19 protein-coding genes and 1 tRNA gene are annotated in these 21477 nt (G+C 61.3%); 14 read left to right on the top strand and 6 right to left on the bottom strand.

Annotated features, from left to right (window positions below; genetic code table 11):
* Positions 1 to 18: 18 nt before the first annotated feature.
* On the top strand, positions 19 to 468 hold the full coding sequence (locus ABID16_RS11645; RefSeq protein ID WP_354556488.1) for a phasin: 450 nt from the start codon (positions 19 to 21) through the stop codon (positions 466 to 468).
* Positions 469 to 598: 130 nt separating this feature from the next.
* Positions 599 to 675: transfer RNA gene (locus tag ABID16_RS11640), tRNA-His, on the top strand.
* A 28-nt stretch (positions 676 to 703) separates the two neighbouring features.
* Here ABID16_RS11640 and ABID16_RS11635 read toward each other — a convergent pair.
* Entirely contained in the window at positions 704 to 1585 is an 882-nt protein-coding gene (locus ABID16_RS11635; RefSeq protein WP_354556487.1) for a LysR family transcriptional regulator, read from the bottom strand.
* A 445-nt stretch (positions 1586 to 2030) separates the two neighbouring features.
* Here ABID16_RS11635 and ABID16_RS11630 point away from each other — a divergent pair, with 445 nt between their 5' ends.
* The 4 genes from ABID16_RS11630 to ABID16_RS11615 all read left to right on the top strand — a co-directional run bounded on the left by ABID16_RS11630 (position 2031) and on the right by ABID16_RS11615 (position 7590).
* On the top strand, positions 2031 to 3518 hold the full coding sequence (locus ABID16_RS11630) for a hypothetical protein (RefSeq protein ID WP_354556486.1): 1488 nt from the start codon (positions 2031 to 2033) through the stop codon (positions 3516 to 3518).
* 258 nt (positions 3519 to 3776) lie between these two features.
* Positions 3777 to 5273, top strand: a complete 1497-nt coding sequence (locus tag ABID16_RS11625) for a CoA-acylating methylmalonate-semialdehyde dehydrogenase (RefSeq protein ID WP_354556485.1) — start codon at positions 3777 to 3779, stop codon at positions 5271 to 5273.
* A gap of 150 nt (positions 5274 to 5423) precedes the next feature.
* Positions 5424 to 6497 (top strand): YjgN family protein, encoded by a 1074-nt coding sequence (locus ABID16_RS11620; RefSeq protein ID WP_354556484.1) that lies wholly within the window; start codon positions 5424 to 5426, stop codon positions 6495 to 6497.
* Positions 6487 to 7590 (top strand): M48 family metallopeptidase, encoded by a 1104-nt coding sequence (locus ABID16_RS11615; RefSeq protein WP_354556483.1) that lies wholly within the window; start codon positions 6487 to 6489, stop codon positions 7588 to 7590. Before ABID16_RS11620 ends, ABID16_RS11615 begins: the two co-directional genes overlap by 11 nt.
* 51 nt (positions 7591 to 7641) lie before the next feature.
* On the opposite strand, the gene ABID16_RS11610 is transcribed toward ABID16_RS11615, so the two are convergent.
* On the bottom strand, positions 7642 to 8679 hold the full coding sequence (locus ABID16_RS11610; RefSeq protein ID WP_435532406.1) for a Fe(3+) ABC transporter substrate-binding protein: 1038 nt from the start codon (positions 8677 to 8679) through the stop codon (positions 7642 to 7644).
* 164 nt (positions 8680 to 8843) lie between these two features.
* On the opposite strand from ABID16_RS11610, the gene rirA reads away from it, so the two are divergent.
* The 3 genes from rirA (at position 8844) to ABID16_RS11595 (ending at position 10779) form a co-directional block, all read left to right on the top strand.
* Positions 8844 to 9308 carry an iron-responsive transcriptional regulator RirA gene (gene rirA / locus ABID16_RS11605; protein ID WP_354556482.1) on the top strand — a complete coding sequence of 155 codons (465 nt, stop codon included), beginning with the start codon at positions 8844 to 8846 and terminating at the stop codon, positions 9306 to 9308.
* Between the two features lie 242 nt (positions 9309 to 9550).
* Positions 9551 to 10252, top strand: coding sequence for a LuxR C-terminal-related transcriptional regulator (locus tag ABID16_RS11600; RefSeq protein WP_354556481.1), 702 nt, complete (start codon positions 9551 to 9553; stop codon positions 10250 to 10252).
* A 140-nt stretch (positions 10253 to 10392) separates the two neighbouring features.
* The gene (locus tag ABID16_RS11595; protein ID WP_354556480.1) at positions 10393 to 10779 is read left to right on the top strand and encodes a response regulator; all 387 of its coding nucleotides are present in this window, start codon (positions 10393 to 10395) and stop codon (positions 10777 to 10779) included.
* Between the two features lie 9 nt (positions 10780 to 10788).
* Here ABID16_RS11595 and ABID16_RS11590 read toward each other — a convergent pair whose 3' ends face one another.
* The 3 genes from ABID16_RS11590 to ABID16_RS11580 are packed head-to-tail and all read right to left on the bottom strand — an operon-like array spanning position 10789 to position 14429.
* Entirely contained in the window at positions 10789 to 11961 is a 1173-nt protein-coding gene (locus ABID16_RS11590) for an alanine racemase (protein WP_354556479.1), read from the bottom strand.
* The gene (locus tag ABID16_RS11585) at positions 11961 to 13247 is read right to left on the bottom strand and encodes a D-arabinono-1,4-lactone oxidase (protein WP_354556478.1); all 1287 of its coding nucleotides are present in this window, start codon (positions 13245 to 13247) and stop codon (positions 11961 to 11963) included. Before ABID16_RS11585 ends, ABID16_RS11590 begins: the two co-directional genes overlap by 1 nt.
* 24 nt (positions 13248 to 13271) lie before the next feature.
* Positions 13272 to 14429 (bottom strand): MFS transporter, encoded by a 1158-nt coding sequence (locus tag ABID16_RS11580; protein ID WP_354556477.1) that lies wholly within the window; start codon positions 14427 to 14429, stop codon positions 13272 to 13274.
* A gap of 167 nt (positions 14430 to 14596) precedes the next feature.
* On the opposite strand from ABID16_RS11580, the gene ABID16_RS11575 reads away from it, so the two are divergent.
* The 3 genes from ABID16_RS11575 to ABID16_RS11565 all read left to right on the top strand — a co-directional run bounded on the left by ABID16_RS11575 (position 14597) and on the right by ABID16_RS11565 (position 16380).
* Positions 14597 to 15160 carry a TetR family transcriptional regulator gene (locus tag ABID16_RS11575; protein WP_354556476.1) on the top strand — a complete coding sequence of 188 codons (564 nt, stop codon included), beginning with the start codon at positions 14597 to 14599 and terminating at the stop codon, positions 15158 to 15160.
* A 107-nt stretch (positions 15161 to 15267) separates the two neighbouring features.
* Positions 15268 to 15948, top strand: coding sequence for a helix-turn-helix transcriptional regulator (locus tag ABID16_RS11570; RefSeq protein WP_354556475.1), 681 nt, complete (start codon positions 15268 to 15270; stop codon positions 15946 to 15948).
* Positions 15949 to 15960: 12 nt separating this feature from the next.
* A complete protein-coding gene (locus ABID16_RS11565; protein ID WP_354556474.1) occupies positions 15961 to 16380 on the top strand; it encodes a response regulator in 420 nt (139 codons plus the stop codon).
* Positions 16381 to 16402: 22 nt separating this feature from the next.
* On the opposite strand, the gene ABID16_RS11560 is transcribed toward ABID16_RS11565, so the two are convergent.
* Positions 16403 to 17302, bottom strand: a complete 900-nt coding sequence (locus ABID16_RS11560) for a LysR family transcriptional regulator (RefSeq protein WP_354556530.1) — start codon at positions 17300 to 17302, stop codon at positions 16403 to 16405.
* Positions 17303 to 17422: 120 nt separating this feature from the next.
* On the opposite strand from ABID16_RS11560, the gene ABID16_RS11555 reads away from it, so the two are divergent.
* Positions 17423 to 19006, top strand: coding sequence for a proton-conducting transporter transmembrane domain-containing protein (locus ABID16_RS11555; protein WP_354556473.1), 1584 nt, complete (start codon positions 17423 to 17425; stop codon positions 19004 to 19006).
* A 4-nt stretch (positions 19007 to 19010) separates the two neighbouring features.
* Positions 19011 to 21413, top strand: a complete 2403-nt coding sequence (locus tag ABID16_RS11550) for a YbcC family protein (protein ID WP_354556472.1) — start codon at positions 19011 to 19013, stop codon at positions 21411 to 21413.
* The last annotated feature ends 64 nt before the right edge of the window (positions 21414 to 21477 follow it).

The following is a 21477-nucleotide window of genomic DNA, read 5'->3' as shown; positions in this document are numbered from 1 at the left end:
ACCCAAGGAGCGCATATCATGGCTACCCCGAAACTCGACGACGTTTTCTCGTTCTCCGCCTTCGACCCGTCCAAGTTTTCCGACTCTTTCCGCGAGCTTGCTGAAAAGAGCGTTAACCAGTCCAAGGATGCTTTCGCCAAGGTGAAGGAAGCGTCCGAAGATGCGACAAAGACCATCGAAGCCACGCTTGAAAAGGCACAGGCCGGCACGGTCGAACTCGGCCTCAAGGCTATCGACGCCGTTCGCAGCAATGCCGAAAGCACCTTCTCCCACATGGAAGCTCTCCTCGGCGTGAAGTCGGTTTCCGAGCTGTTCGAACTGCAGTCCGCATTCGCCCGCAAGCAGGCTGAAGCCGCTGTCGAGCAGATCAAGTCGATGCAGGAAACCTCGCGCAAGGTCGCTGAAGACGTTTCCAAGCCTTCGAAGGATGCCGCCCAGAAGGTCGCTTCGATCTTCAAGGCTGCCTGATTTTACAGGGCTTTTTGATGATGAGGCCGGGTTCGCCCGGCCTTTTTTATGTTTTTCGTACGGATTGTGCTTGAAAAAAAATCTCGACGCCCGTATGTGAGCGTCACACGCCTTTAAAGACGTGCCTCAAGCGGTTGTAGCTCAGTTGGTTAGAGCGCAGGATTGTGGCTCCTGAGGTCGGAGGTTCGAGACCCCCCAACCGTACCACTTCTCTTCTTTTCGAGATTTCCAGAACTTAGAGGAAAATCGCGTGGTCCGCCTCGACGATTTCCCGGAGGAAGCTGACGACGGTCCGTACGCGGGCGAGTTCGCGGGCGCTTTCGTGGATGATGGTCCAATAGGTCCGGCGTAGTCCGGTCTCCGGCAGGATGCGGACAAGGCTTTCGTCGTTGCGCGCAATATAATCATGCAGAATGCCGATGCCCGCGCCCGAACGCACGGCTTCAGTCTGCCCGATCGCCGAGGAGATCTCGAAGGCGGTGTCGACGCCCTTGAAGACCTCGTGCGCGAAATTCAGCGAGGGCGTGAAGAGCAGGTCTTCCACATAGCCGATCAGCCGGTGCGACTTCAGCTGCTCGATGTCGGCTGGTGTTCCGTTGGCCGCGAGATAGGCGCGTGAGGCATAGATGCCCAGCGTATAATCGGTGAGTTTGGACGACACCAGCCGGCCTTCGACCGGCCGCTCGATGGTAATGGCGACGTCCGCCTCGCGCTGCGACAGCGAAAACGCGCGCGGGACCGGCACAAGCTGGATTTTCAGCGCCGGATGGCGTGCGATGAGCGCGCCCAGGCGCGGGGCGAGGAAAGACACGCCGAAGCCGTCGGGCGCACCGATGCGCACTGTGCCGGCAAGTGCGGCATCGACATTGCCGACATTGGCCTGGGCGGCCAGCATTTCGGTTTCCATCCGTTCGGCCGCGTGCAGAAAGATTTCGCCTTCCGGCGTCAGTTCGCAACCATTGGTGCGGCGCACCAGAAGACGGGTCTGCAAGGCCTCTTCCAGCGCACTGACGCGGCGGCCGACGGTCGCGTGGTTGACGCCGAGCGTGCGGGCGGCGGACAAGATCTGCCCTGCCCGTGCCACGGCCAGAAATATGCGGACATCGTCCCAGTTCATCAAAATGCTACTCTCACCACCGAATCCGGCCTGTTCTCATGAACTTATCGTGGCCGAGCGCGCTGGTTTAGTCAAAGCGTGCTATTGCACCCGTGCCACAACGCTTTTGTTATGCGGCTTGGCCCCGCTTTGCACAGGCGGGCCGATTGCAATAGGCCGGGCCAACTGCTACGTTTGGTTAATTACATAGGTGCGCGTAGATGTATGCGGCGTGTGGGCGGGCTTGCAGCCTCCATTTCGCAGACGGGGAAGTCTTATGCGCGACGCTTTGGCAGAACCGTCGGCGGCGGCCGGTGAACGAGGACATGGCGACCTGGCAGGCGGGGCGCGCAGCAGACCAGGAACCGCGACGGTTGGACCGTCAGGATTTGGGGCATTCATGATTTCCAATTTTTCACTTCTCAGAAAGCGAAAAGGCAGCGGCGGCGAGTCCGGAGATCGTGATATGCCTGAACCCATGCAGAGCGATGTGCCCATGATTCGCGAACAGACCGAAAAACCCGAGCGCTCCGAGCCCGTGGATACCGTGGAAGCCGTACGTGCCCTTGGCACCTATCACGAGGGCCTGCGAAACCGCAGCGAAACGGCGCTGAATTCGCTGAAGTCGCTGCGCAGCGCGGCTGAAGAGATGGAAGGCCTGTTCACCGAGTTCGGCGAAATTGCCCGCCAGCTGCACCTGAACAAGCGCGAGCTCTCGGAGATCAAGACGGCCTATGGCGCATCGCGCAAGCTGAACGAGGAGCTGCGCGCCAAGCTCTCATCCTCGCAGGCCTCGCTTCTTCGCCTGCAGAGCCAGCTTGACGAAATTTCTTCCGAGCGCGACCTGCTGCTGCGCATGCGCAACGAGCTTTCGGACGCCCACAAGTCCGACCAGATTGCGCTGCGTGAGGCCGATGCCCGCGCCAAGGTTCTCGACAACGAGATGAGCGCGATGCGTTCGACGATCGAGAACCTGACGGAAAAGGCCGATCATCTCTCAGTCATCGTCGGCGAGAACGAAAAGCAGCTGCATGAACTGCGTGAAGAACGCAAGCTTCTGCAATCGAGCGTCGATTTCGAAGTCGCCGAGCGCATCCGTTTTTCCAAGCTGCATGACGAAGTCGTCACCAGCATGCAGTCGCAGCGCCGCGCGCTGGGCTCGGCCACGGACGAGCTGGACAAGGCACGCGACCGCGTGATGAAGCTGGAAGCTCGTCAGTCGGAACTTCTCGGCGAGCGCGAGGAGCTGCAGGCAAGCTTGCAGACGGCCGAAACGCTGCGCGAGACCGACGCCAAGAATTACGAAATCCGCCTGGAAGCCCTGACCTCACGCGCACGTCTGGCCGAGCATCTGCTCGAAAAGGCCCGCGACGAGCAGCGTTCGAACTTCCGCGACCAGACGGCGCAGGCCGAGACGCAGCGCCACATGCGCCGCCTCGAATCCGAGGTGGAAGCCCTCAAGCAGGAGCTTCAGGACACGGCACGCCGCAACAAGGAACTGGAAAAGTCGGAAACGCAGCTTCAGGCCCGCGTCGAAGAACTCAGCATCCAGCTTCGCGGCCATGTCCGTTCTTCGGAACAGTCGTCCGAAAAGATCCGCATGCAGCAGGAAGTCATCGAGGCGCTGCACAAGCGTCACGCCGAATATCTGCAGCAGGTCGAGGAGCAGGGACGCAAGCTCAACGAACAGCTGGAAAACGAACGCGCCGACCGCACCTATCTCGAAGGCGCGCTCAACTCCGCCCGCCGCGAGCGCAACTTCCTGCAGAGCCAGCTCATCAAGATCAAGGGCAAGCCGGAAGAACAGCCTGCCGGTCTCACGCTCGACTTCGAGCCGGATGCGCAGGAAAGCGAGTTCAACGAAGACGGCTCGCCGCGCAGCAGCGCCACCGTCGAGGAGCTTCGTCCGCGCAACCGCCCGCGTCCGGTCGATACGCCCCGCGACGGCGAATAAGCGCTGGCCGCTTCTGATCGCTGAATGAAATCATGCCCCGGAGCCCAGCTTCGGGGCATTTTCGTTTGCATTCCCCGTTGTGCAAATTTGCACATCGGATGCGGAAACCATGCCGTTGCTATCGACAAAATCCAGTGTCACTATGCGCCAAATTTCACAGATCGTTTCCGTTGGAAACGCTGTAGATTTCTGTTTAACGCAATTCCGGACGCGAAACCGGTTTCCGCTTTCGCTGGAATTGCCCTGAAGGAGGAACACATGAAGGAAATCGGTCATTACATCGACGGCAAGCATGTTGCCGGCAAGAGCGGTCGCTTTGCAGACGTCTTCAATCCGGCCACCGGCGAAGTGCAGGCCCGCGTCGCGCTCGCAACCGAGGCCGAGCTTGCCGCCGCCGTTGCCAGCGCCAAGGCTGCACAGCCGGGTTGGGCAGCAACGAACCCGCAGCGCCGCGCCCGCGTCTTCATGAAGTTCGTCGACCTCCTCAATCAGAACATGAACGAGATTGCCGAAATGCTGTCGCGCGAGCATGGCAAGACGATCGAGGACGCCAAGGGCGACGTCATTCGCGGTCTGGAAGTCTGCGAATTCGTCATCGGCATTCCGCATCTGCAGAAGGGTGAGTTCACCGAGGGTGCCGGCCCCGGCATCGACATGTATTCCATGCGCCAGCCGGTCGGCATCGGTGCTGGCATCACGCCGTTCAACTTCCCCGCCATGATCCCGATGTGGATGTTTGCCCCGGCAATCGCCACCGGCAACGCCTTCATCCTGAAGCCTTCCGAGCGCGATCCGTCCGTGCCGCTGCGTCTCGCCGAACTGATGATCGAAGCCGGTCTTCCGGCAGGCGTTCTCAACGTCGTCAATGGCGACAAGGCCGCCGTCGATGCGATCCTGACGAACCCCGAAATCAGCGCCGTGACCTTCGTCGGCTCCACGCCAATCGCGCGCTATGTCTATGGCACTGCCGCCATGAACGGCAAGCGTGCGCAGTGCTTCGGCGGTGCGAAGAACCACATGATCATCATGCCGGACGCCGACATGGACCAGGCCGTCAACGCCCTGATGGGTGCGGGCTACGGTTCGGCCGGCGAGCGCTGCATGGCGATCTCGGTGGCCGTTCCGGTCGGCGAAGAGACCGCCAACCGTCTCATCGAAAAGCTGATCCCGAAGGTGGAATCGCTGCGCATCGGCCCCTACACCGATGACAAGGCCGACATGGGCCCGGTCGTCACCAAGGAAGCCCAGGCCAAGATCAAGGGCCTGATCTCGCGCGGCGTCGAGGAAGGCGCCAAGCTCGTCGTCGATGGCCGCGACTTCAACCTGCAGGGCTACGAAAACGGCTTCTTCGTCGGCGGCACGCTGTTCGACAACGTCACGCCGGACATGGATATCTACAAGACCGAAATCTTCGGGCCGGTTCTGTCGGTCGTTCGCGCCAAGAACTATGAAGACGCGCTCGCCCTGCCGATGAAGCATGAGTATGGCAACGGCACCGCGATCTTCACCCGCGACGGCGATGCCGCCCGCGACTTCGCCTCGCGCATCAATATCGGCATGGTCGGCATCAACGTGCCGGTTCCGGTTCCGCTCGCCTACCACTCCTTCGGCGGCTGGAAGGCCTCTTCCTTCGGCGACCTGAACCAGCACGGCCCGGACTCGATCAAGTTCTGGACCCGCACCAAGACGATCACGTCGCGCTGGCCGTCGGGCATCAAGGATGGCGCGGAATTCTCGATGCCGACGATGAAGTAAGCATTCCTGCTGCAATCTTCGATTTGCAGGAAGTGCGTTTTCTGTATAGTGGGCGGGTCCTCACGGGCCCGCCTTTTTTGCGTCTTTACAAGATGTTGAAGGCCGCGCGGGAGCGATCGGAGAGCAGGCCACGCTGGGGAGCGGACATTGGTGGATACGAGTGCACAGGGCGCGGGCGGGTTTGTTCGCGCCGAGTTTCGCGGGACGGCCAGCGAATATTTCGGCATCTGGATGGTCAATATTCTTCTGACCATCGTGACCATCGGCGTCTACTCCGCCTGGGCCAAGGTGCGGCGCAACCGATATTTCTACGGCAACACGTTCGTGGCCGGGCAGTCGTTCGACTACCATGCCAAGGGCAAGCAGATCTTCATCGGGCGGCTCATCGTGTTCGGAGGGCTGATTGCGATCAACATCGTGACCGGCATCGTGCCGATCCTGGGGCTTGTAAGCCCCATCGTCTTCCTGGTTGCGCTGCCGTGGCTGATGGCGCGGGGCCTGCGTTTCTCGGCGCGGGTGACGAGCTACCGCAACGTCCGCTTCAACTTCACCGGAACCGCCTGGGGCGCCTTCAAGGCCGTCGTGCTGGGCGGGGCGGTCGCGACCCTGTCTCTCGGCATTCTCGCGCCGCTGGCCAGCCGCTGGTTCTATCGCTACCTGTTCAATAACCTTCGCTATGGCGATCGCAGTTTCTCAACCGACCCCCGGGTCGGCAAGATCTATGGCGCTGCCCTTCCCGCCATCATCCTCTTTGTTGTTGGCATCGTCATTTCCCTCGCCATCGCCGTCCTGATCTTTTTTGCCGCCAACAAGCTGCCTGCGGACGGATCGGCCGACAAGGCGCTCCAAAACGCGTTTGTCGCTGGCCTCTTCGGCATGATTGTCCCGCTCATCATCATCTATTTCCTCTGTGCGATCCTTTATCGGGCCGGTGTGCGGAATGTCGTGATGAATGCTTCGGTGCTGGATGAACGCCATCGACTGTTCAGCGACCTGCCGCGCTTCGGCTATCTCTTCGTTGTCCTGAGCAACCTCTTTCTCATTTTTCTCACGATGGGCCTGATGCGGCCCTGGGCGGCCATTCGAGAACGCCGTTATATTGTTGAGCATAGCGGCATCACTTTCGATGGCGATCTCGGAACCGTGCTCGACTCCATGGAGGCGGCGGGTGTGGCCGCCACGGCGGAATATCTCGATCTAGAGGGCTTCGATTTTGGCTTCTGACGCGCGCGCATCTTCCCCTGAGCGGATCGCCGAGGGCGTCTGGCATCCGCCGCGATCCAGCGAGGCGATCAAGGCGGAGATCTGGGTTCAGGGCGACTCGGTCATCGTTCGCCGTACTGGGGCGGGAGCTGGCGAAGCCGCGCTCGCGCTGGGCTTCCTGTCGACGATCGAGGTGTCTTCCCGCGTCGGCAACGTGCCGCGCCGCATCGCATTCAGCAACGGGTCGCTCTTCGAAACGCCTGATAACGCAGGCATCGACCTGTTGCTGCAGAAGCGTGGTTCTAACCAGGCTGGCTTATTTGTTCATGGACTCGAGCGGTTCCACCCGCGGCTGATCGTTTTTGTGGTCGCGGTCTTCCTTCTGGCCACGGCGATCTATCGATTTGCCCTGCCCGCGCTGGTTGAGGTTGCGGTGCTGGTCACTCCGGACGTCGTGCCGCAGGCGATGTCAGTCGGAACGCTGAAGTCACTGGATGCAACCGTGCTGAAGCCGAGCCAGTTGCCGGAGGCCAAACGACGGGCCATCGAGGCGGGATTCTCCGAACTGGCAAGGCGGGCGGACCGGGGAACGGGCGGCTACTCGCTCAACTTCCGTGAAGGCGGCGCCATTGGGCCCAATGCCTTCGCGCTCCCCTCCGGCACGATCATCCTCACCGACGAACTGGTCGATGTCGCGGGCGACGATACGGACATGGTGCTCGCCGTGCTGGCCCATGAAATCGGCCATGTCGACAAGAAGCATTCGCTGCGCCAGATCTACCGCGCTGCAGGGACTGCGGGCCTGATCATGCTGATTGCCGGTGACGTCGGCAGCGCCGCGCAGGATGTGCTGACCAACGGAGCGGCCCTCCTTTCGCTCTCCTATTCGCGGGAGGCAGAGAGCGAGGCGGACCATTATTCCGTTTTCCTGATGACGAAGTCCGGCCGCGATCCGCTGGCGCTCGCCCGCTTCTTCACCGCATTGCAGGAAAAGCTGAATGTCGGACCGGAAGAAACCAGCATGTTCGACACGCATCCCGGCATGCCGGATCGTCAGAAGATGATCGAACAATGGGCTCGCGAGGCCAAAGAGGCAAAGGCCGAAACGAAATAGGGCCGGAGGCTGGCGCCCCGGCCCCGAGATCTCGAAAAAGTATCCGCGAGCTTACTTCGCCGGGCCATCGTTCAGGCCGACCTTGTCGACCAGTTCGGAGGCCTGCTTGCGGTACTTGGCAACGTCGGTCAGTGGAAGCTTGTCCGGGTGGATTTCGCCGAAGGACTTCACGACGGCAGACGGCTCGGCACCAGGGAGAACCGGATATTCAAAGACCTGCTCGGCATAGATCTGCTGGGCCTCCTTGGAAGACAGGAATTCCATCAGCTTGACAGCGTTGTCCTTGTCGGGCGCATATTTCGCGAGCGCCATGCCGGACACGTTCACATGCGTGCCGCGATCCTTGGCATTCGGGAAGAGGACCTTGATGGCGCCGGCCCATTCCTTCTGCTCCGGCTCCTTCGTGTCGGTCAGCATCAGGCCGACATAATAGGTGTTGCCGAGCGCCAGATCGCATTCCCCGGCCCAGATGGCCTTTGCCTGGCTGCGGTCGTTGCCGTCCGGCTTGCGGACGAGATTGTTTTTGAGGCCCGTAAGCCACTTTTCGGTCGCTTCCGCGCCGTTATGGGCGATCATCGAGGCGATCAGGCCGATATTGTAGGAATGCTGGCCGTCGCGCATGCAGATCTTGCCCTTCCACTTGGGATCGGCAAGCTCTTCATAGGTGATCTCGTTCTGGGCAACGCGCTCCTTGGAGGCATAGACGACGCGACCGCGCGTGGTGAGGCCGAACCATTCACCGTCTGCGTCCCGGACGTTCGCCGGGATGTTGCCTTCGATCTTCGCATCCTTCAAAGGCTGAACGACGCCGCCTTCCTTGGCTTCGGTCAGGCGGGCGATATCCACCGTCATGATCACGTCGGCGGGTGAGTTCTCGCCCTCGGCCTTGATCCGCTCGACCAGACCCTTGTCGAGGAAGAGAACGTTGGTCTTGATGCCGGTTTCCTTGGTGAAGGCATCGAGAACCGGCTTGATCAGATCCGGCTGGCGATAGGAATAGATGTTGACCTCGCCATCGGCGAATGCAGGGAAAGCCGTTCCGGCAAGCAGGGCTGCGGCAAGGACGGAGTTCTTAGCAACGTTCGACAATGATACCTCCAGTATCTATCTTGACAATTTCGGTCATCTTTTAGGTTGACGCACTTGCCGCGTCAACACGAATAAACAAATATGAGTGGGCCGTTCATATTTTGGAATTGTTCCAAACTGCAAACGGGTCTATAAGAACGCCATCGAACGATTGAGGTTCTCGAATGCGGCTGACGAAGCAGACCAACTATGCAGTGCGGATGCTGATGTACTGCGCGGCGAATGCGAACAATCTCAGCCGAATTCCCGAGATCGCCAAAGCCTATGGCGTGTCCGAACTGTTTCTGTTCAAGATTCTGCAGCCTTTGCACAAGGCGGGCATCGTTGAAACGGTGCGCGGACGCAACGGCGGCATCCGGCTGGGTCGCCCGGCCGACAAGATCACTCTCTTCGATGTCGTAAGAGTGACCGAGGATAATTTCTCGATGGCGGAATGCTTCGATTCCGACGTGACGGAATGCCCGCTCGTCGACAGCTGCGGCCTGAACTCTGCACTGCGCAAAGCCTTGAACGCGTTCTTCGATGTATTGTCGCAATACTCGATCCATGACCTTGTCGTGGCACGTCCGCAGATCAATTTCCTGCTCGGGCTTGAGGAAATGCCGGCGAAAGCAACCGCTTCCGCCTGAATTTCTTCAAACGACTGTCGTCGTTGAGTCGCACGCGCACTTCAGAAAAATCAATAGTTGGAATCGCCGATTGCAATGGCGCGAATTTCAGGTTGAGTGCGAGTTGGAGCATTCGGCCCAAACGTCGAATTCCGGGAGGTCTGGCGGGACATTTAAAAAGCCCGGGAGATAGAGTTTTCGCAGGCGGTTGTCAGACGGTTTTGCCGTAACTGCAAACATTCATTTGGTTCAAGGACGGGCTTTTGTCGCTGCAATTGAAAAATCAATGTCCCGGCAATTATCAGAATGAGCTTGCCAAGGCCGTCAACCGCGTCGACTTCTTCCGTATCTTCCACTCGATGGCTCTGCGTGCAGGATTTGAGCACTTCTGCCTGATGCGGCTTTTTGCCGACGTTCCCTCGCCGACGCTATCGACGCAACTCGAACTGCACGATCTGCCAGCGGGGCTGGCCGAGGCCTATGATGCACGCTTTGCATTTTCCGACTCCGGGCTTTTCAAGATGCTGCAGGAGACGACGCTTCCGACCTATTGGATCGATGCAGACGGAAGCCAGGATGAATTGATGCGCCAGCTCGGATTCGAGCTGGCATTGTGTGTTCCTGTTCAGGGATTGAACGGCAGCCGCCATGCGATCATCTTTCTCGGCGACCGCGACGTTCCGACCATGGAATTGCTGCACGCGGTCTATTACGACGCGGCCTATGCGTTCGACTTCTATTTCCGTGAAATCCTTGCGAACAAGAAGGGCATGGGGCTGACACCGCGCGAACTGGAAATCCTGAAATGGATCTCCCATGGCAAGACGGCGGGCGAGATTGCCCTGATCGTGTCGGTTTCGGAGCATACGGTGAATTCCCATACCGCGACGATCCTCAAGAAACTCGATGTGGTGAATCGTACGCAAATGGTGGCCAAGGCAATTCGGGAGCAGATTATTCCCTGATCCCCAGAACGCCCTTGGCGGATTCAGCCTTTGGCAATGTGTTTGGTTTTTGAATTTGGCTTGGCTTGGCGCTGCTATCTGTGCAACACCAAGGCCGAAAAGTTGGTTGCCCGAAAGGGCGAAATGGAGTGGCGAAGTTAATGGCGACTGTCGTCAATATTATGCTGATCGATGACGACCCGGCGGAAGAGCTGATCTTTCGCGCGCAGATGAAGAAGGTCGTCAATTACGATATCAACATGCTGTACGCGGCAAGCATCGACGATGCTGTCGCGATGTTCGGCAAGGGCGCCAGCGTCGATATTGTGCTTCTGGACAACCGTCTTGGACCTGGCGAGGATTTCCGCGAAAGCGCTCCGCGGCTCCGACAGAGCGGCTACATTGGCCCGATCGGTGTCATTTCGTCTTCACTCACCGACCCCTACTTCCAGTCCTTTGCCGAATACGGTGCAGATTTCCGCATCGACAAGGCGGAATTCGACCCGACGGCCATCGGCTTCCTGATCCAGGAATACGCTGCCCGGTAGGTCATCAAGCTATGGGATTGCAATCGGCGGCCATCCGCCGACGATCCGGCCTTGGGAAAAAAGCTGTATCTCCCCGAACTGAGAGAGAACCGCTTCGCTTTGCGTGGGGCGGAAGAAGACGAGATCGTCATCGCGCAGTTCGCAGGTGTTGGGAAGAGACATGAACTGCTGGTTCGATGAGTGCCCCCACAGCTTGCTCTCCCGCATACCCGGCGGATAGATCGGCCTTGCCATCCAGTGACCCCCATAGAGAAAACAGCCTCTGGCCCTGAACAGGCCGAGCGCCCGGAAGGCCGATGTCATCCAGGCAGGGCCCGGCAGCATGGCATCGACAACCTTGAGAGCCGGCGTGGCGATGAAGATGGCCGGTTGGAGGCTGGCGAGCGTGCCGGTGTCGAAATCCGTGGGCTTGACGACGGCGGAGCCTACGGACAGTTCGGTCGCAGCACCCGGATCGGCATAGGTGAGGACCGTCTTGCTTCCGCCGCTGTTGATGATCTTGCGGCAATCGGGCGGCAGCGCCTCGGCAAAGGCTGCCAGCCTGGCCCTGACGGCCTTCGCCTCCCCCTCCGCCCCGCCGGCGAAACCCGGAATGGCTGGGATATGCGCCTCATAGCCCATGATGCCCTCAAGCGTGAGCATGCCGGAGCCAAGTGCCGCTGCCGTTGCCTCCAAAACAAGGGACGGCGTCTCGACCCCGCCACGATGCATGCCGACATCGACCTCCAGGGCAATACGAAGCCGAATTCCCCTGCTCTTTGCTAGGGCCGCCAGTTGCTCGACCCTCGCAGCGCCATCGGCCAGAAGCACCGTGCGCGCGGCAAAGTCGGCGATTGCTTCCGGTCGCATGCCGGAGAAAAGCGCCTCAAGCGCGGCCGTCGGCATCGGCTTCCCGAAAAGAATATCCACGTCCGGGAAAGCCTTCAGCACGGCGCAGGCGACCATGACGTCGAAACTCATGATGCGGCGCGTGCCCAGCCGTTCCATCACATGGGCAAGAAGCGGTATCGAAGGCAGCGACTTGTCGACGACACGCAAAGCCACGCCCGGCGCGACGCCGGCGCGAATGATTTCAAGGTTCCCATCCAGCCTGTCCAGATCGAGCACCAGTGTCGGGCGATGTCGCCCGGCAAGCTGGAGCGCGTCTGCAAGCCTCTGGAAATAGACAGTGTCGCCCATCATCACACGTCCAATATCCTGGCGAGATAGGGGGAGATGAAGCGACCGTCGGGATCGATCTCGCGGCGCAACTCCATCGCATCCTTGAAGCGGGGATAGAGCGCGGCGAAGTCGCGGGCTGTCAGACTGTGCATCTTTCCCCAATGCGGACGACCGTCATATTTGCGGAAGATGGGCTCAACGGCGTTGAAGAAGGCCGTGGGGTCTTCCGCGGCATCGTGATGGACGGCAATCGAACAGGTTGCACGCTTGTAGAACGGGCTGAGCCACGTCTCGTCCGCCATGACGGAGCGGACTTCGAGCGGGAAATAGACCTCCGGGAAGTCGCGCTCCATCATGCTCAGGATTTCCCGCAGAGCCTTCGCGCCGACCTCGAAGGGCAGATGGTATTCCATCTCGTTGAAGCGAGTCCGCCTCTCGCTGACATAGGCGCCGAACCAGACATCGACGAAATCCTCCGGCTTGATTTTGGCAAGCGCCGAACCGATGAGCTTGCGGCGGAGCCACGGCAGCCGTTTCAGTGTGGTGCGCAGCATTTTCAGGGTCTTCAACCCATCCTCATCCTGTTCGGGTGGATGCGCACTGACAGGAGCTTCGGTCATGTCGTAGCTCAGGTGAAGCGCATGGCTGGAGAACGGGATGACAAAGAATTCGGCCGAACGATGCGAGCGCATCAGGCTATCGAAGTTTTCGAGCATGTCCGCAACGGCGAGCGCGTGGCGGCGGCGGCGCAGGCGATAGGACGGCATGTTCTGAAAGGTCACCTCGGTCAATGCGCCGAAAGCACCGAGATTGACGCCCACCGCCTGGATCATCTCCGGCTGCGCATCCGCGCTGAACTCGCGGATTTCGCCGCGCCCGTCCACCAGACGAACCGTAAGAAGCTGCGTGTGATAGGCGCCGAGACCGAGACCGGAGCCATGGGTTGCCGTTCCGAGCGCGCCGCCGACCGTCTGACGGTCTATGTCGCCCATATTGGGAAGGCCCTGACCTACGGCATGCAGCAGTTGCGTCAGCTGCCCCAATGGTGTGCCCGCCCCAATCGTCGCAGTCATGCGCTCCGTGTCGTGTGCGCGAAGGCCGGAAAAGCCGCCAAGATCGACGATCGTGCCCTCGCTGGCCACGAGCGGGGTAAAGGAATGTCCAGAACCAATCATGCGGATAGGCCGGTCGCCCCCACGGATCACGTCACCCAATTCCCCCTCATCGGCAGGGCGAGCGATCTGGCGGGGATTGGCGCGGACATTGCCGGCCCAGTTTGACCATGTGGTTGCCGTAGCGCGCGTCATTTTACGACCTTCCGATATTCCGTTTCAATGGCCTCGTCGCCGCATCAATGCGTTCAGGAAAATGAAAATGACGGAGGCGGCGGCACTGGCGGCGCCGAAATAGGCAACACCCGCCGACGAGCCAGCGTCGATGAAGGCAGATGCGCCCGCTGGACCTAACGCGGCTCCAAAAAGCTGTGCTGCGGGAACGAGGAGCGCCGCGCCGCGTGAGGCATCCGCATCGACGGCCAGGCGTATCTGGAATGGAACGACGAAGAGCCAGATGAAGCCGATGCCCATAGCCAGAGCCCAGAAGACGAGCGCGGGCGGATGAAGCGAGATCGCCAGAGAGATGGCAAGCGCCAGAAGACCGGCCACACCCAGAACGGGGCGAAACGGCAGGCGGGCCTCGACGGCGGTCGAAATTGCCGCACCCAGAATCTGCGCCACAAGGCTGACGGACACCATTAGCCCGATGACCTCGGCGGCAATACCTGCGTCGCCGCCGAGCGGTTCCAGAAAGGCCCAAAGCGAGCCGAGGAACATGTAGAAGGCGAAGATTGCAAACAGGGCCGTCAGGGCGGCGGGACGCCAAAGTCCCGATCCGGCGGGGTCGGAGGGTTTTGGAAGCGAGCCGTAGCCTGCCGGCAACAGCACTACACCAACAAGGCTGGCCGCAGAGACAAGCGCCAGCACCTCGAACCCGCCAGCCGCACCCCAGCGCGGAACGATCCAGAGCGCCAGAAGGACGGCAATGCCCGCCTGCGCCAGGGTTTGCAGCGAGACGAAATAGCCCCCGATGCGTCCCGGATGGCGCGAACGCGCGATGAGTTCAACCGCGAAGGCCACGAGCCCGCCTTCGGCAAGGCCCGCAAGCCCGCGTGTCACGACGACAGTCGTCGGACCGTCGGTCGCTGCGGTCGCATGGTTGAAGACGACCGATAGGATAAGAAAGATCGCAGCCTTGAGGCGGACGGCACCGCTGCCGAGCAGGAAGGCGGAGAGAACCGAGCCGATGCCGATCGCCAGGATTTCGACCGTAGCTGCCAGCGCAAGCTGGTCGAAATTGACCCGCCCGCTGGTAAGCAACGCACCGAGGAGAATGGGCTGCAGACCGAGAACCAGCAGCCCGACCGAACCGACCCACAAGGCGGCGAAGACATTGGTCCGCGACGGATTGCCGACGAGCCACTCAGTGTTCATTCCGCTCTCTCCCATCGGGTACTGAAACTGGCTTTTCAAAAACTGATAGACTATCAGCTTTTGAAAGATGATATTGTGAAACGACATTTGTCAATCGGGATCGGCCTTTGAAACAGCCTGGTGGAACATTGCGGCGGCAGCCGCGACAGGATCGCAGCCGGGAGCGCGTGGACCTCATTCTTTCGACCGCGCAGACATTGATCGGCGAAAAGGGTCTGGCAGCACTGGCGATGATTGATATCGCGACCGCTAGCGGCATGCCGTTGGCCAGCGTCTATCATTACTTTCCCAACCGAACGGCGGTGATGGCCGAACTCTACCGGCGCTTCTCCAGTACGTTCATGGACCGCATCAAGGACGTTCTGGGCACGATCGAGACCGCACGCGACATTCTGCAGGCGACCGACGCGATCATCGACGGCTATTTCGACATGCTCAAGGATGAGCCCGCCCTGCAGGATCTGCTCAACGCCGTTCAGGCGGACAAGGAAATGCTCGATCTCGACATCGCACAAACGCGGCTGCAGGCGATCGCCTTCTCCGCCGAAACACAACATCTGATTGCGGAGCTTCACCGCGAAAACTATGCCCGCTCCGTCTATCTGTTGTTCCAGCTTGCGGGGGGAGCCCTGCGTCTGGCGCTATATCAGGGGGGAGAAGAGGGCGAGCGCATCGCAGGCGACTTCAAGCGCCTCGTTCGCGGGCAACTTGCAGAGTTTGACCTGCGGTAAGAGATTGAACTTGACTGTCGTCACGACCGGCGGGACCTTGCAACGAAGAGATTCGCGAATCCTCTTTCAAGGCGCGCGGCCTTAATCGTACAAATGAGCCTACCGACATGAGCCTCGAGCCAAACGACGAACGCATCGACGCAGAGTTGAATCGCGCGATCAACCGGACGGATTTTTTCCGGGTCTTCCGGATGCTCGCCGATCGCTACGGCTTTCTATCCTTTGCCGTTTTCGAGCTGACTGGCGTCAAGGTCGAGCCGCGTCTGGATCGTATCTGCCTCCTGGCAGACCTTCCGCGCGGACGCGGCAGCCTTGCGAATGTCTCTGCGGAGGCAAGTCAGGCGCTTCTGGGACAGCTGGCGAGCCTGCGCAGGCCGGCGATTGCGGCTCAGCCCCCCACGGCGCTCGTGCCCTTCATGACGTGCCGACGCGCCATCCTCATTCCCATGACCGCCTATACCGGCGAACGCCTCGTGCTGGTGCTGGCCGACGAGGCCGAATCGCGTCCCGAGGCCGAGATCGCCGGCGCGGTCTTCGACTTCCTGCAGGCATTGCAAAAACTGGCTGTTGCCGAGGGACTCGACGCCGATACGCCACGGTTCCGCAGGCGCGAGATCGAGGTGGTCGAGTGGACGGCGGAAGGCAAGACATCGGCCGAGATAGCCATCATTCTTGGTCTTTCCGAATATACCGTGAATGAATATATTGGCTCGGCGATGCGAAAACTTGATGCGCTGAACCGGATTCATCTCGTGACGAAAGCAATCAGGGTCGGGATCATAAGCTAAATGGGAGACGGCGTGGAGGGACAGCAGAAAGCCATTGATGTACTTCTGATCGATGACGACCCGACAGAATATGAGATCATCCAGTACAAGCTGAAGAAGGTGGAGAGCCACGACGTCGCCGTCGATTTCGTCTCGACGCTGGATGCGGGGCTGGAGAAGCTTGCCGAGCGCAGCTACGACATCGTTCTGATCGACAACCTGCTCCCGCCCCACAGCGATTTCCGCCAGACTGTCCCCTTGATCCGCAAGGCCCGCTATATCGGCCCCATTGGCATTATCTCCAGCGACATATCCGGAAACTATTTCCAGTCCTTCGGCGAGTTCGGGGCGGATTTCCGCATGTCGAAGCAGGAAGTGGACGCCCGCAGCCTGCGCTACATCTTCAACGAATTCACGCGCGACAATTCACTGCCCTTCGACGAAGAGACCTGAGAAGGCGTTCAGGGGCGACGGATTATACCTGCACGCCAAGCTCGCCTGCCGGGCCCGGCGCCAGCAAGGGTCTCACCAGCGGATTGGGGAAGCGGCGCTTCACGGTTACGGCGTAAAACGACTCCATCATCCCCGGCAGCGCGTCGAACTCAACCAGCGCGCCCGCGTCAAGCTCCCCCTTGACGACAATCGGCGGCAACACCGCAAGGCCTGCTCCCTCGCGCGCGAGAAGGCGCATCATGGCCATGTCATCCACTTCTGCTGCGATCTGCGGCGAGATGCCGAGCCGCGCTACGAGCGCCTCGAATTGCAAACGCACGCCGCTTTCCAGCGTCGGCAGAATGACCGGATGGGCACTGAGCAGGTTAGTAAGCCCGCTTCCCGCCGCTCCGTAGGACGGCTTGCCGACCAGACTGACCCGCTGCTGATAGACATGCTGGGCGATGAAGGGCGTCAGCGCATCGGCCGTCGGCGCCTGATTGAGAAGAACGATGTCGAGGTTCAGCGCTTCGAGCGCGCCGAGCAATTCGCTGGTACTGCCGGAACGCAGGATCAGGTCGACATCCGGTCGCCCGAGAATGGGGCGCAGGAACTCGATCTGGAAATTGCGTGAGAGGGTCGCAAGCGCTCCGATGCGGATCGCCCTGCGCGTCCTGCCGGTTTCCTTCAGCGTTTCCAGCAATTCCTCGCCGGTGGAGAAGATCGTGTCGGCATGGTCGAGCGCGATGCGTCCGGCCTCGGTCAGATGGAGCTGCCGGCCGCGCCGCTCGAAGAGCGTGTGGCCGAGGCGTTCTTCCAACTGTTTGATCTGGATCGAAAGGGCCGATTGCGACAGATTCAGCCGCTCGGCCGCGCGCGTGAGATTGCCGTCATGCGCAACAGCGCGGAAGTAGCGGAGATGGTGATAGTTCAGATCTGACATCATTCTATTTTATAGAACGAAATTCGATAAACAATGAATTTTTTATGGGATCGCGGGACTGGTAACACATCCGTCAGAACGCCTCTGCTTCCAAAGCCTGGCCCAGATCGGAGAAGACCCGTGATCCATGCCCTGCCGCTTCTCGCACCGCTCCTTCTTGCCGGTGCTTCAGCCTTCGCCTTTCTTGCCCCGGCCTTCAGGCCACGTCTTGCCGTCCGGGTTGCCGAGATTTCGGCGCTCGGATCCATTCTTGTCGTCATCCTGTGCGGTGTTCTGCTCGCCATGGAAGGTCCCGGTACAAGCCCGGCGCTGGGCTACGGTCTCTTTACTTTCGCGTCCCGGCTCGACCTTGTCAGCCTGATCATGCTGCTGCTGGTTTCCTTCATCGGCTGGGTTGTCCTGCGTTATGCCGGAACCTTTCTGGACGGGGAGGCGCGTCAGGGACCGTTTACCGGCTGGATGGCTGCGACGCTCGCGGCGGTGCTGTTACTGGTACAATCCGGAACGCTGCTGCAGCTGTTTGTCTCCTGGGTTTCCGTCAGCCTGCTGCTGCATCAGCTTCTCCTCTTTTATCCGGACCGCATCGCGGCGCGGCGCGCGGCGCACAAGAAGTTGATTGTCTCCCGCACGGGCGACGTGGCGCTGGCCGGCGCGTTCATCCTTCTCGGCATTGGCTACGGAACCGGCGACATCGCCTCGATCCTGACCGCCGCCCGCGAGGGTCAGGCCGGATCGCTCACGGTTGCTGCGGCGGCCCTGCTTTCGGTGGCCGCACTCCTGAAGTCTGTCCAATTTCCGGCCCATGGATGGCTCGCCGAAGTGATGGAAACGCCCACACCCGTCTCGGCGCTGCTGCATGCGGGCGTGGTCAATGCAGGCGGCTTCCTGCTTATCCGCTTTGCGGACCTGATGCTGCATGCGCCGATCGTTCTGGCGGTTTTGGTCATGGTTGGCGGCTTCACGGCAATATTCGGCAGCGTCGTCATGCTGACGCAGCCGGCGGTGAAGACCTCGCTGGCCTGGTCGACGGTCGCGCAGATGGGCTTCATGATCCTGCAATGCGGGCTCGCCCTCTTCCCCGTCGCGCTCCTGCACATTGTCGCCCATTCGCTCTACAAGGCGCATTCCTTTCTGTCATCGGGTTCGGCTGTCGAGACTGTGGCCTCGATCCGCCGGCCCGGTCCTGTGGCGATACCCGATGCCAAAGCGGTCGGGCGCGCCTTCCTGATGGCGCTTGCGATCTACGCTGCCATCGGCTTGCTGTTCGGCTTCGCCGACAAGCCGCCGCAGGCGCTGGCGCTGGGTGCGATGCTGATCTTCGGCGTTGCCTATCTGATCGCGCAGGGGCTCGCAGACACAGCCCCGCGCGCGCTGACCTGGCGCACATCGCTCACCTCCATAACGGCCGCCACCGCCTATTTCACATTGCAGCGCATTGCCGACACGATGATGTACGGCACTCTGCCCGCGACGCCGCAGCCCGGACCGCTCGAATGGTCGCTGATGCTGCTGGCGGTCGTCACCTTCGGTCTGGTGGCCGTCGCGCAGTCACTTTTCCCACTCTGGGCCTACCACCCGTCCGCTGCCGGGCTTCGAGTCCATCTGGCCAACGGCCTCTATGCCAATGCTCTCTTCGACCGTCTTCTCGGCGGCTGGTCCCTTCCGCGCTCCGCAATGGCCACCTCTGCCTCGTCCAAGGATTGAAACGATGACCGATATGCACACTGTAGACACCTTGCATGGCGAAGCTCTGGCGCGGGCTGCCGATCGGGCGGTGCGGGCCATTCCACCGTCCTGGCCGCTGACGGCAACCGTTGCGGTCAATCCGTTCCTCGGCCACGCCACGGAGACCCGCGACGAGACGGCAACCCTGCTCACCCGGATTGCCGGCGTCCGCCTTGCCCTGCCTCGCAAGCATTACGCGGATCAGATCGCGGCCGGCGAGATCGCCGACGAGGATCTGCTGGCGGCCCTGCAGTCCCATGCGAACGCGGCCGGCCTCGATCTGGCGACGCTGAAGGCCGCCGCAACCGCCGAGCCTGCGCCGGTGTCTCCCCTGCCGACGATCGACGAACTTGCCGCCGGCGCCTCGGGCAGAGACTGGCCAGCGCTCGTTTCCGAACGGATCGGCACCTTTGCCGCCGGCTTTTTCGACGAGGGGCAGGCACTCTGGGCTGCCTCGCGACGCAATGGCCTCTATGCCGCCTGGCGCGCCTTTGCCATGCATGACCTGACGCCGGAAATTCTCGGCCTCAAGGGCTTCGGCCTGCATGTCTCAGACACGCCCGAAACGGCGTCGGCTGCCATAGAGCGTGCCGCCGTATCGCTTGGGCTTGGCGCAAACCCCGGTACCTATTTTCACCAGCTTCTGCTCGGCTTGGGCGGCTGGGCACAGTTTGCCCGCCATATCCAGTTCAAGGCCGAGATCGAGGGCCGGACCGATACGACCGCGCTCGAACTGCTGGCCATCCGGCTGGTCTTCGAAGAGGCTCTCTACAGACGCCACAGGACGGCAATCGAAACCGAATGGCAGGTCATTCGGCGCGCTCACTGCGAGCCGCTCACAATCAGCGGCGATATCCTCATCGACGGCCTGCTTCTGCGCGCGGCCGAACACGCGGCGCAGCGGAAGCTGGCTGCAACGCTGTCCGCCCCGTCGAGCGCGAAGGTGACCGATCTGCGGCCCTTGCTGCAGGCGGCCTTCTGCATCGACGTGCGTTCGGAGGTCTTCCGGCGTGCGCTTGAAAGCACCGATGCGGGTATCCGCACGCTCGGCTTTGCGGGGTTCTTCGGGCTTGGCACGAGCCACCGGAGCTTTGCCTCGGATGTCCCGGAACACCGGCTCCCGGTTCTCCTGAAGCCCTCCGTCTTCACCTGCAGCGCAGTGGATCATGACGCGGAAGCCGACCAGCAGGCCCGTTTCAGCGCCCGCGCTGCGCGCGCCTGGGGGCGGTTCAAGCTCGCCGCCGTTTCCTCCTTTGCCTTCGTCGAAGCGATGGGCCCGGTCTATGCCGGCAAGCTGGTGCGCGATGCCCTCGGATTCGGCAAGGGCAAGGCTCCGGACGCCGCCAAGCCGCGCCTCGACGAAAGCCTCGATCTTGAGACACGGGCCGGGATGGCAGAAGCGGTCCTCAAGGCCATGTCGCTCACCGAGGGCTTCGGCCGCTTCGTGCTGATTTGCGGTCACGGCGCGAATGTCGTCAACAATCCCTATGCCAGCGCGCTGCATTGCGGCGCCTGCGGCGGCTATGCCGGCGACGTCAACGCGCGTCTGCTAGCCGGCCTGCTCAACGATCCCGCCGTCCGCACGCGGCTTGCCGAGAAGGCGATCCGTATTCCTGCGGATACGGTCTTTCTCGCAGGACTGCATGACACCACGAAAGACACGGTGACACTCTTCGCCAACGATCTGGAACAGGATATCGTCGCCGAAGACCTCAACCGCATCCGAAAGTGGCTCGCCCAAGCCGGTCAGCTGGCTCGCGCCGAGCGCGTGCTGCGTTTACCGGGCGCGACGCCGGAGAATGTGCGGTCGCGCAGCCGCGACTGGTCGGAGGTGCGCCCGGAACTCGGTCTTGCCGGCTGCCGGGCCTTCATCGCAGCACCCCGCGCCCGCACTTCGGGCCGCTCGCTCGAGGGTCAGGTCTTCCTGCACGATTACGTCTGGCGCAGGGATGAGAACTTCAAGGTTCTGGAGCTCATCCTGACGGCCCCGGTGGTGGTCGCGAGCTGGATCAGCCTGCAATATTTCGGGTCCTGCGTGGCCCCCTCGCTCTACGGCGCCGGAAACAAGCTGCTCCACAATGTCGTCGGCGGTATCGGCGTCGTGGAGGGAAATGGCGGCAACCTGCGTGCGGGCCTGCCCTGGCAATCGGTGCATGACGGTTCCGGCTTCGTGCATGAACCACTGCGGCTAACGGTGGCCATCGAGGCGCCGAAGGAGGCCATCACCGACATTTTGCGGCGGCATCCGCAGGTGCGCGCCCTCTTCGACAGCGGCTGGCTGCACCTCTTCGCGCTGAATGAGCAAGGCCGGATGGCCTGGCGGTACGATGGCGATCTCACCTGGTCTTCAGCCGAAGACTTGCCGCCATTGCAGACGGCGCTCTGACAGAGCCGGGAAACCATGCCGACAGGCGGCGCAAGAACGCGCCGCCTTTCCCGACGCCCGAGGC

The sequence above is a fragment of the Limnomicrobium aquaticum genome (genome assembly GCF_040545545.1).
Lineage (GTDB): Bacteria > Pseudomonadota > Alphaproteobacteria > Rhizobiales > Rhizobiaceae > Ensifer_A > Ensifer_A aquaticum.
This window is presented reverse-complemented; position numbering and strand designations above follow the sequence as displayed.

What these genes read in the sequence shown, in the direction of transcription:
- ABID16_RS11645 (WP_354556488.1), top strand. Translation starts at nt 19, where the DNA reads ATGGCTACCCCGAAACTCGACGACGTTTTCTCGTTCTCCGCCTTCGAC.
- ABID16_RS11635 (WP_354556487.1), bottom strand. Translation starts at nt 1,585, where the DNA reads ATGAACTGGGACGATGTCCGCATATTTCTGGCCGTGGCACGGGCAGGG.
- ABID16_RS11630 (WP_354556486.1), top strand. Translation starts at nt 2,031, where the DNA reads ATGCCTGAACCCATGCAGAGCGATGTGCCCATGATTCGCGAACAGACC.
- ABID16_RS11625 (WP_354556485.1), top strand. Translation starts at nt 3,777, where the DNA reads ATGAAGGAAATCGGTCATTACATCGACGGCAAGCATGTTGCCGGCAAG.
- rirA (WP_354556482.1), top strand. Translation starts at nt 8,844, where the DNA reads ATGCGGCTGACGAAGCAGACCAACTATGCAGTGCGGATGCTGATGTAC.
- ABID16_RS11595 (WP_354556480.1), top strand. Translation starts at nt 10,393, where the DNA reads ATGGCGACTGTCGTCAATATTATGCTGATCGATGACGACCCGGCGGAA.
- ABID16_RS11590 (WP_354556479.1), bottom strand. Translation starts at nt 11,961, where the DNA reads ATGATGGGCGACACTGTCTATTTCCAGAGGCTTGCAGACGCGCTCCAG.
- ABID16_RS11585 (WP_354556478.1), bottom strand. Translation starts at nt 13,247, where the DNA reads ATGACGCGCGCTACGGCAACCACATGGTCAAACTGGGCCGGCAATGTC.
- ABID16_RS11580 (WP_354556477.1), bottom strand. Translation starts at nt 14,429, where the DNA reads ATGAACACTGAGTGGCTCGTCGGCAATCCGTCGCGGACCAATGTCTTC.
- ABID16_RS11570 (WP_354556475.1), top strand. Translation starts at nt 15,268, where the DNA reads ATGAGCCTCGAGCCAAACGACGAACGCATCGACGCAGAGTTGAATCGC.
- ABID16_RS11560 (WP_354556530.1), bottom strand. Translation starts at nt 17,302, where the DNA reads ATGTCAGATCTGAACTATCACCATCTCCGCTACTTCCGCGCTGTTGCG.
- ABID16_RS11550 (WP_354556472.1), top strand. Translation starts at nt 19,011, where the DNA reads ATGACCGATATGCACACTGTAGACACCTTGCATGGCGAAGCTCTGGCG.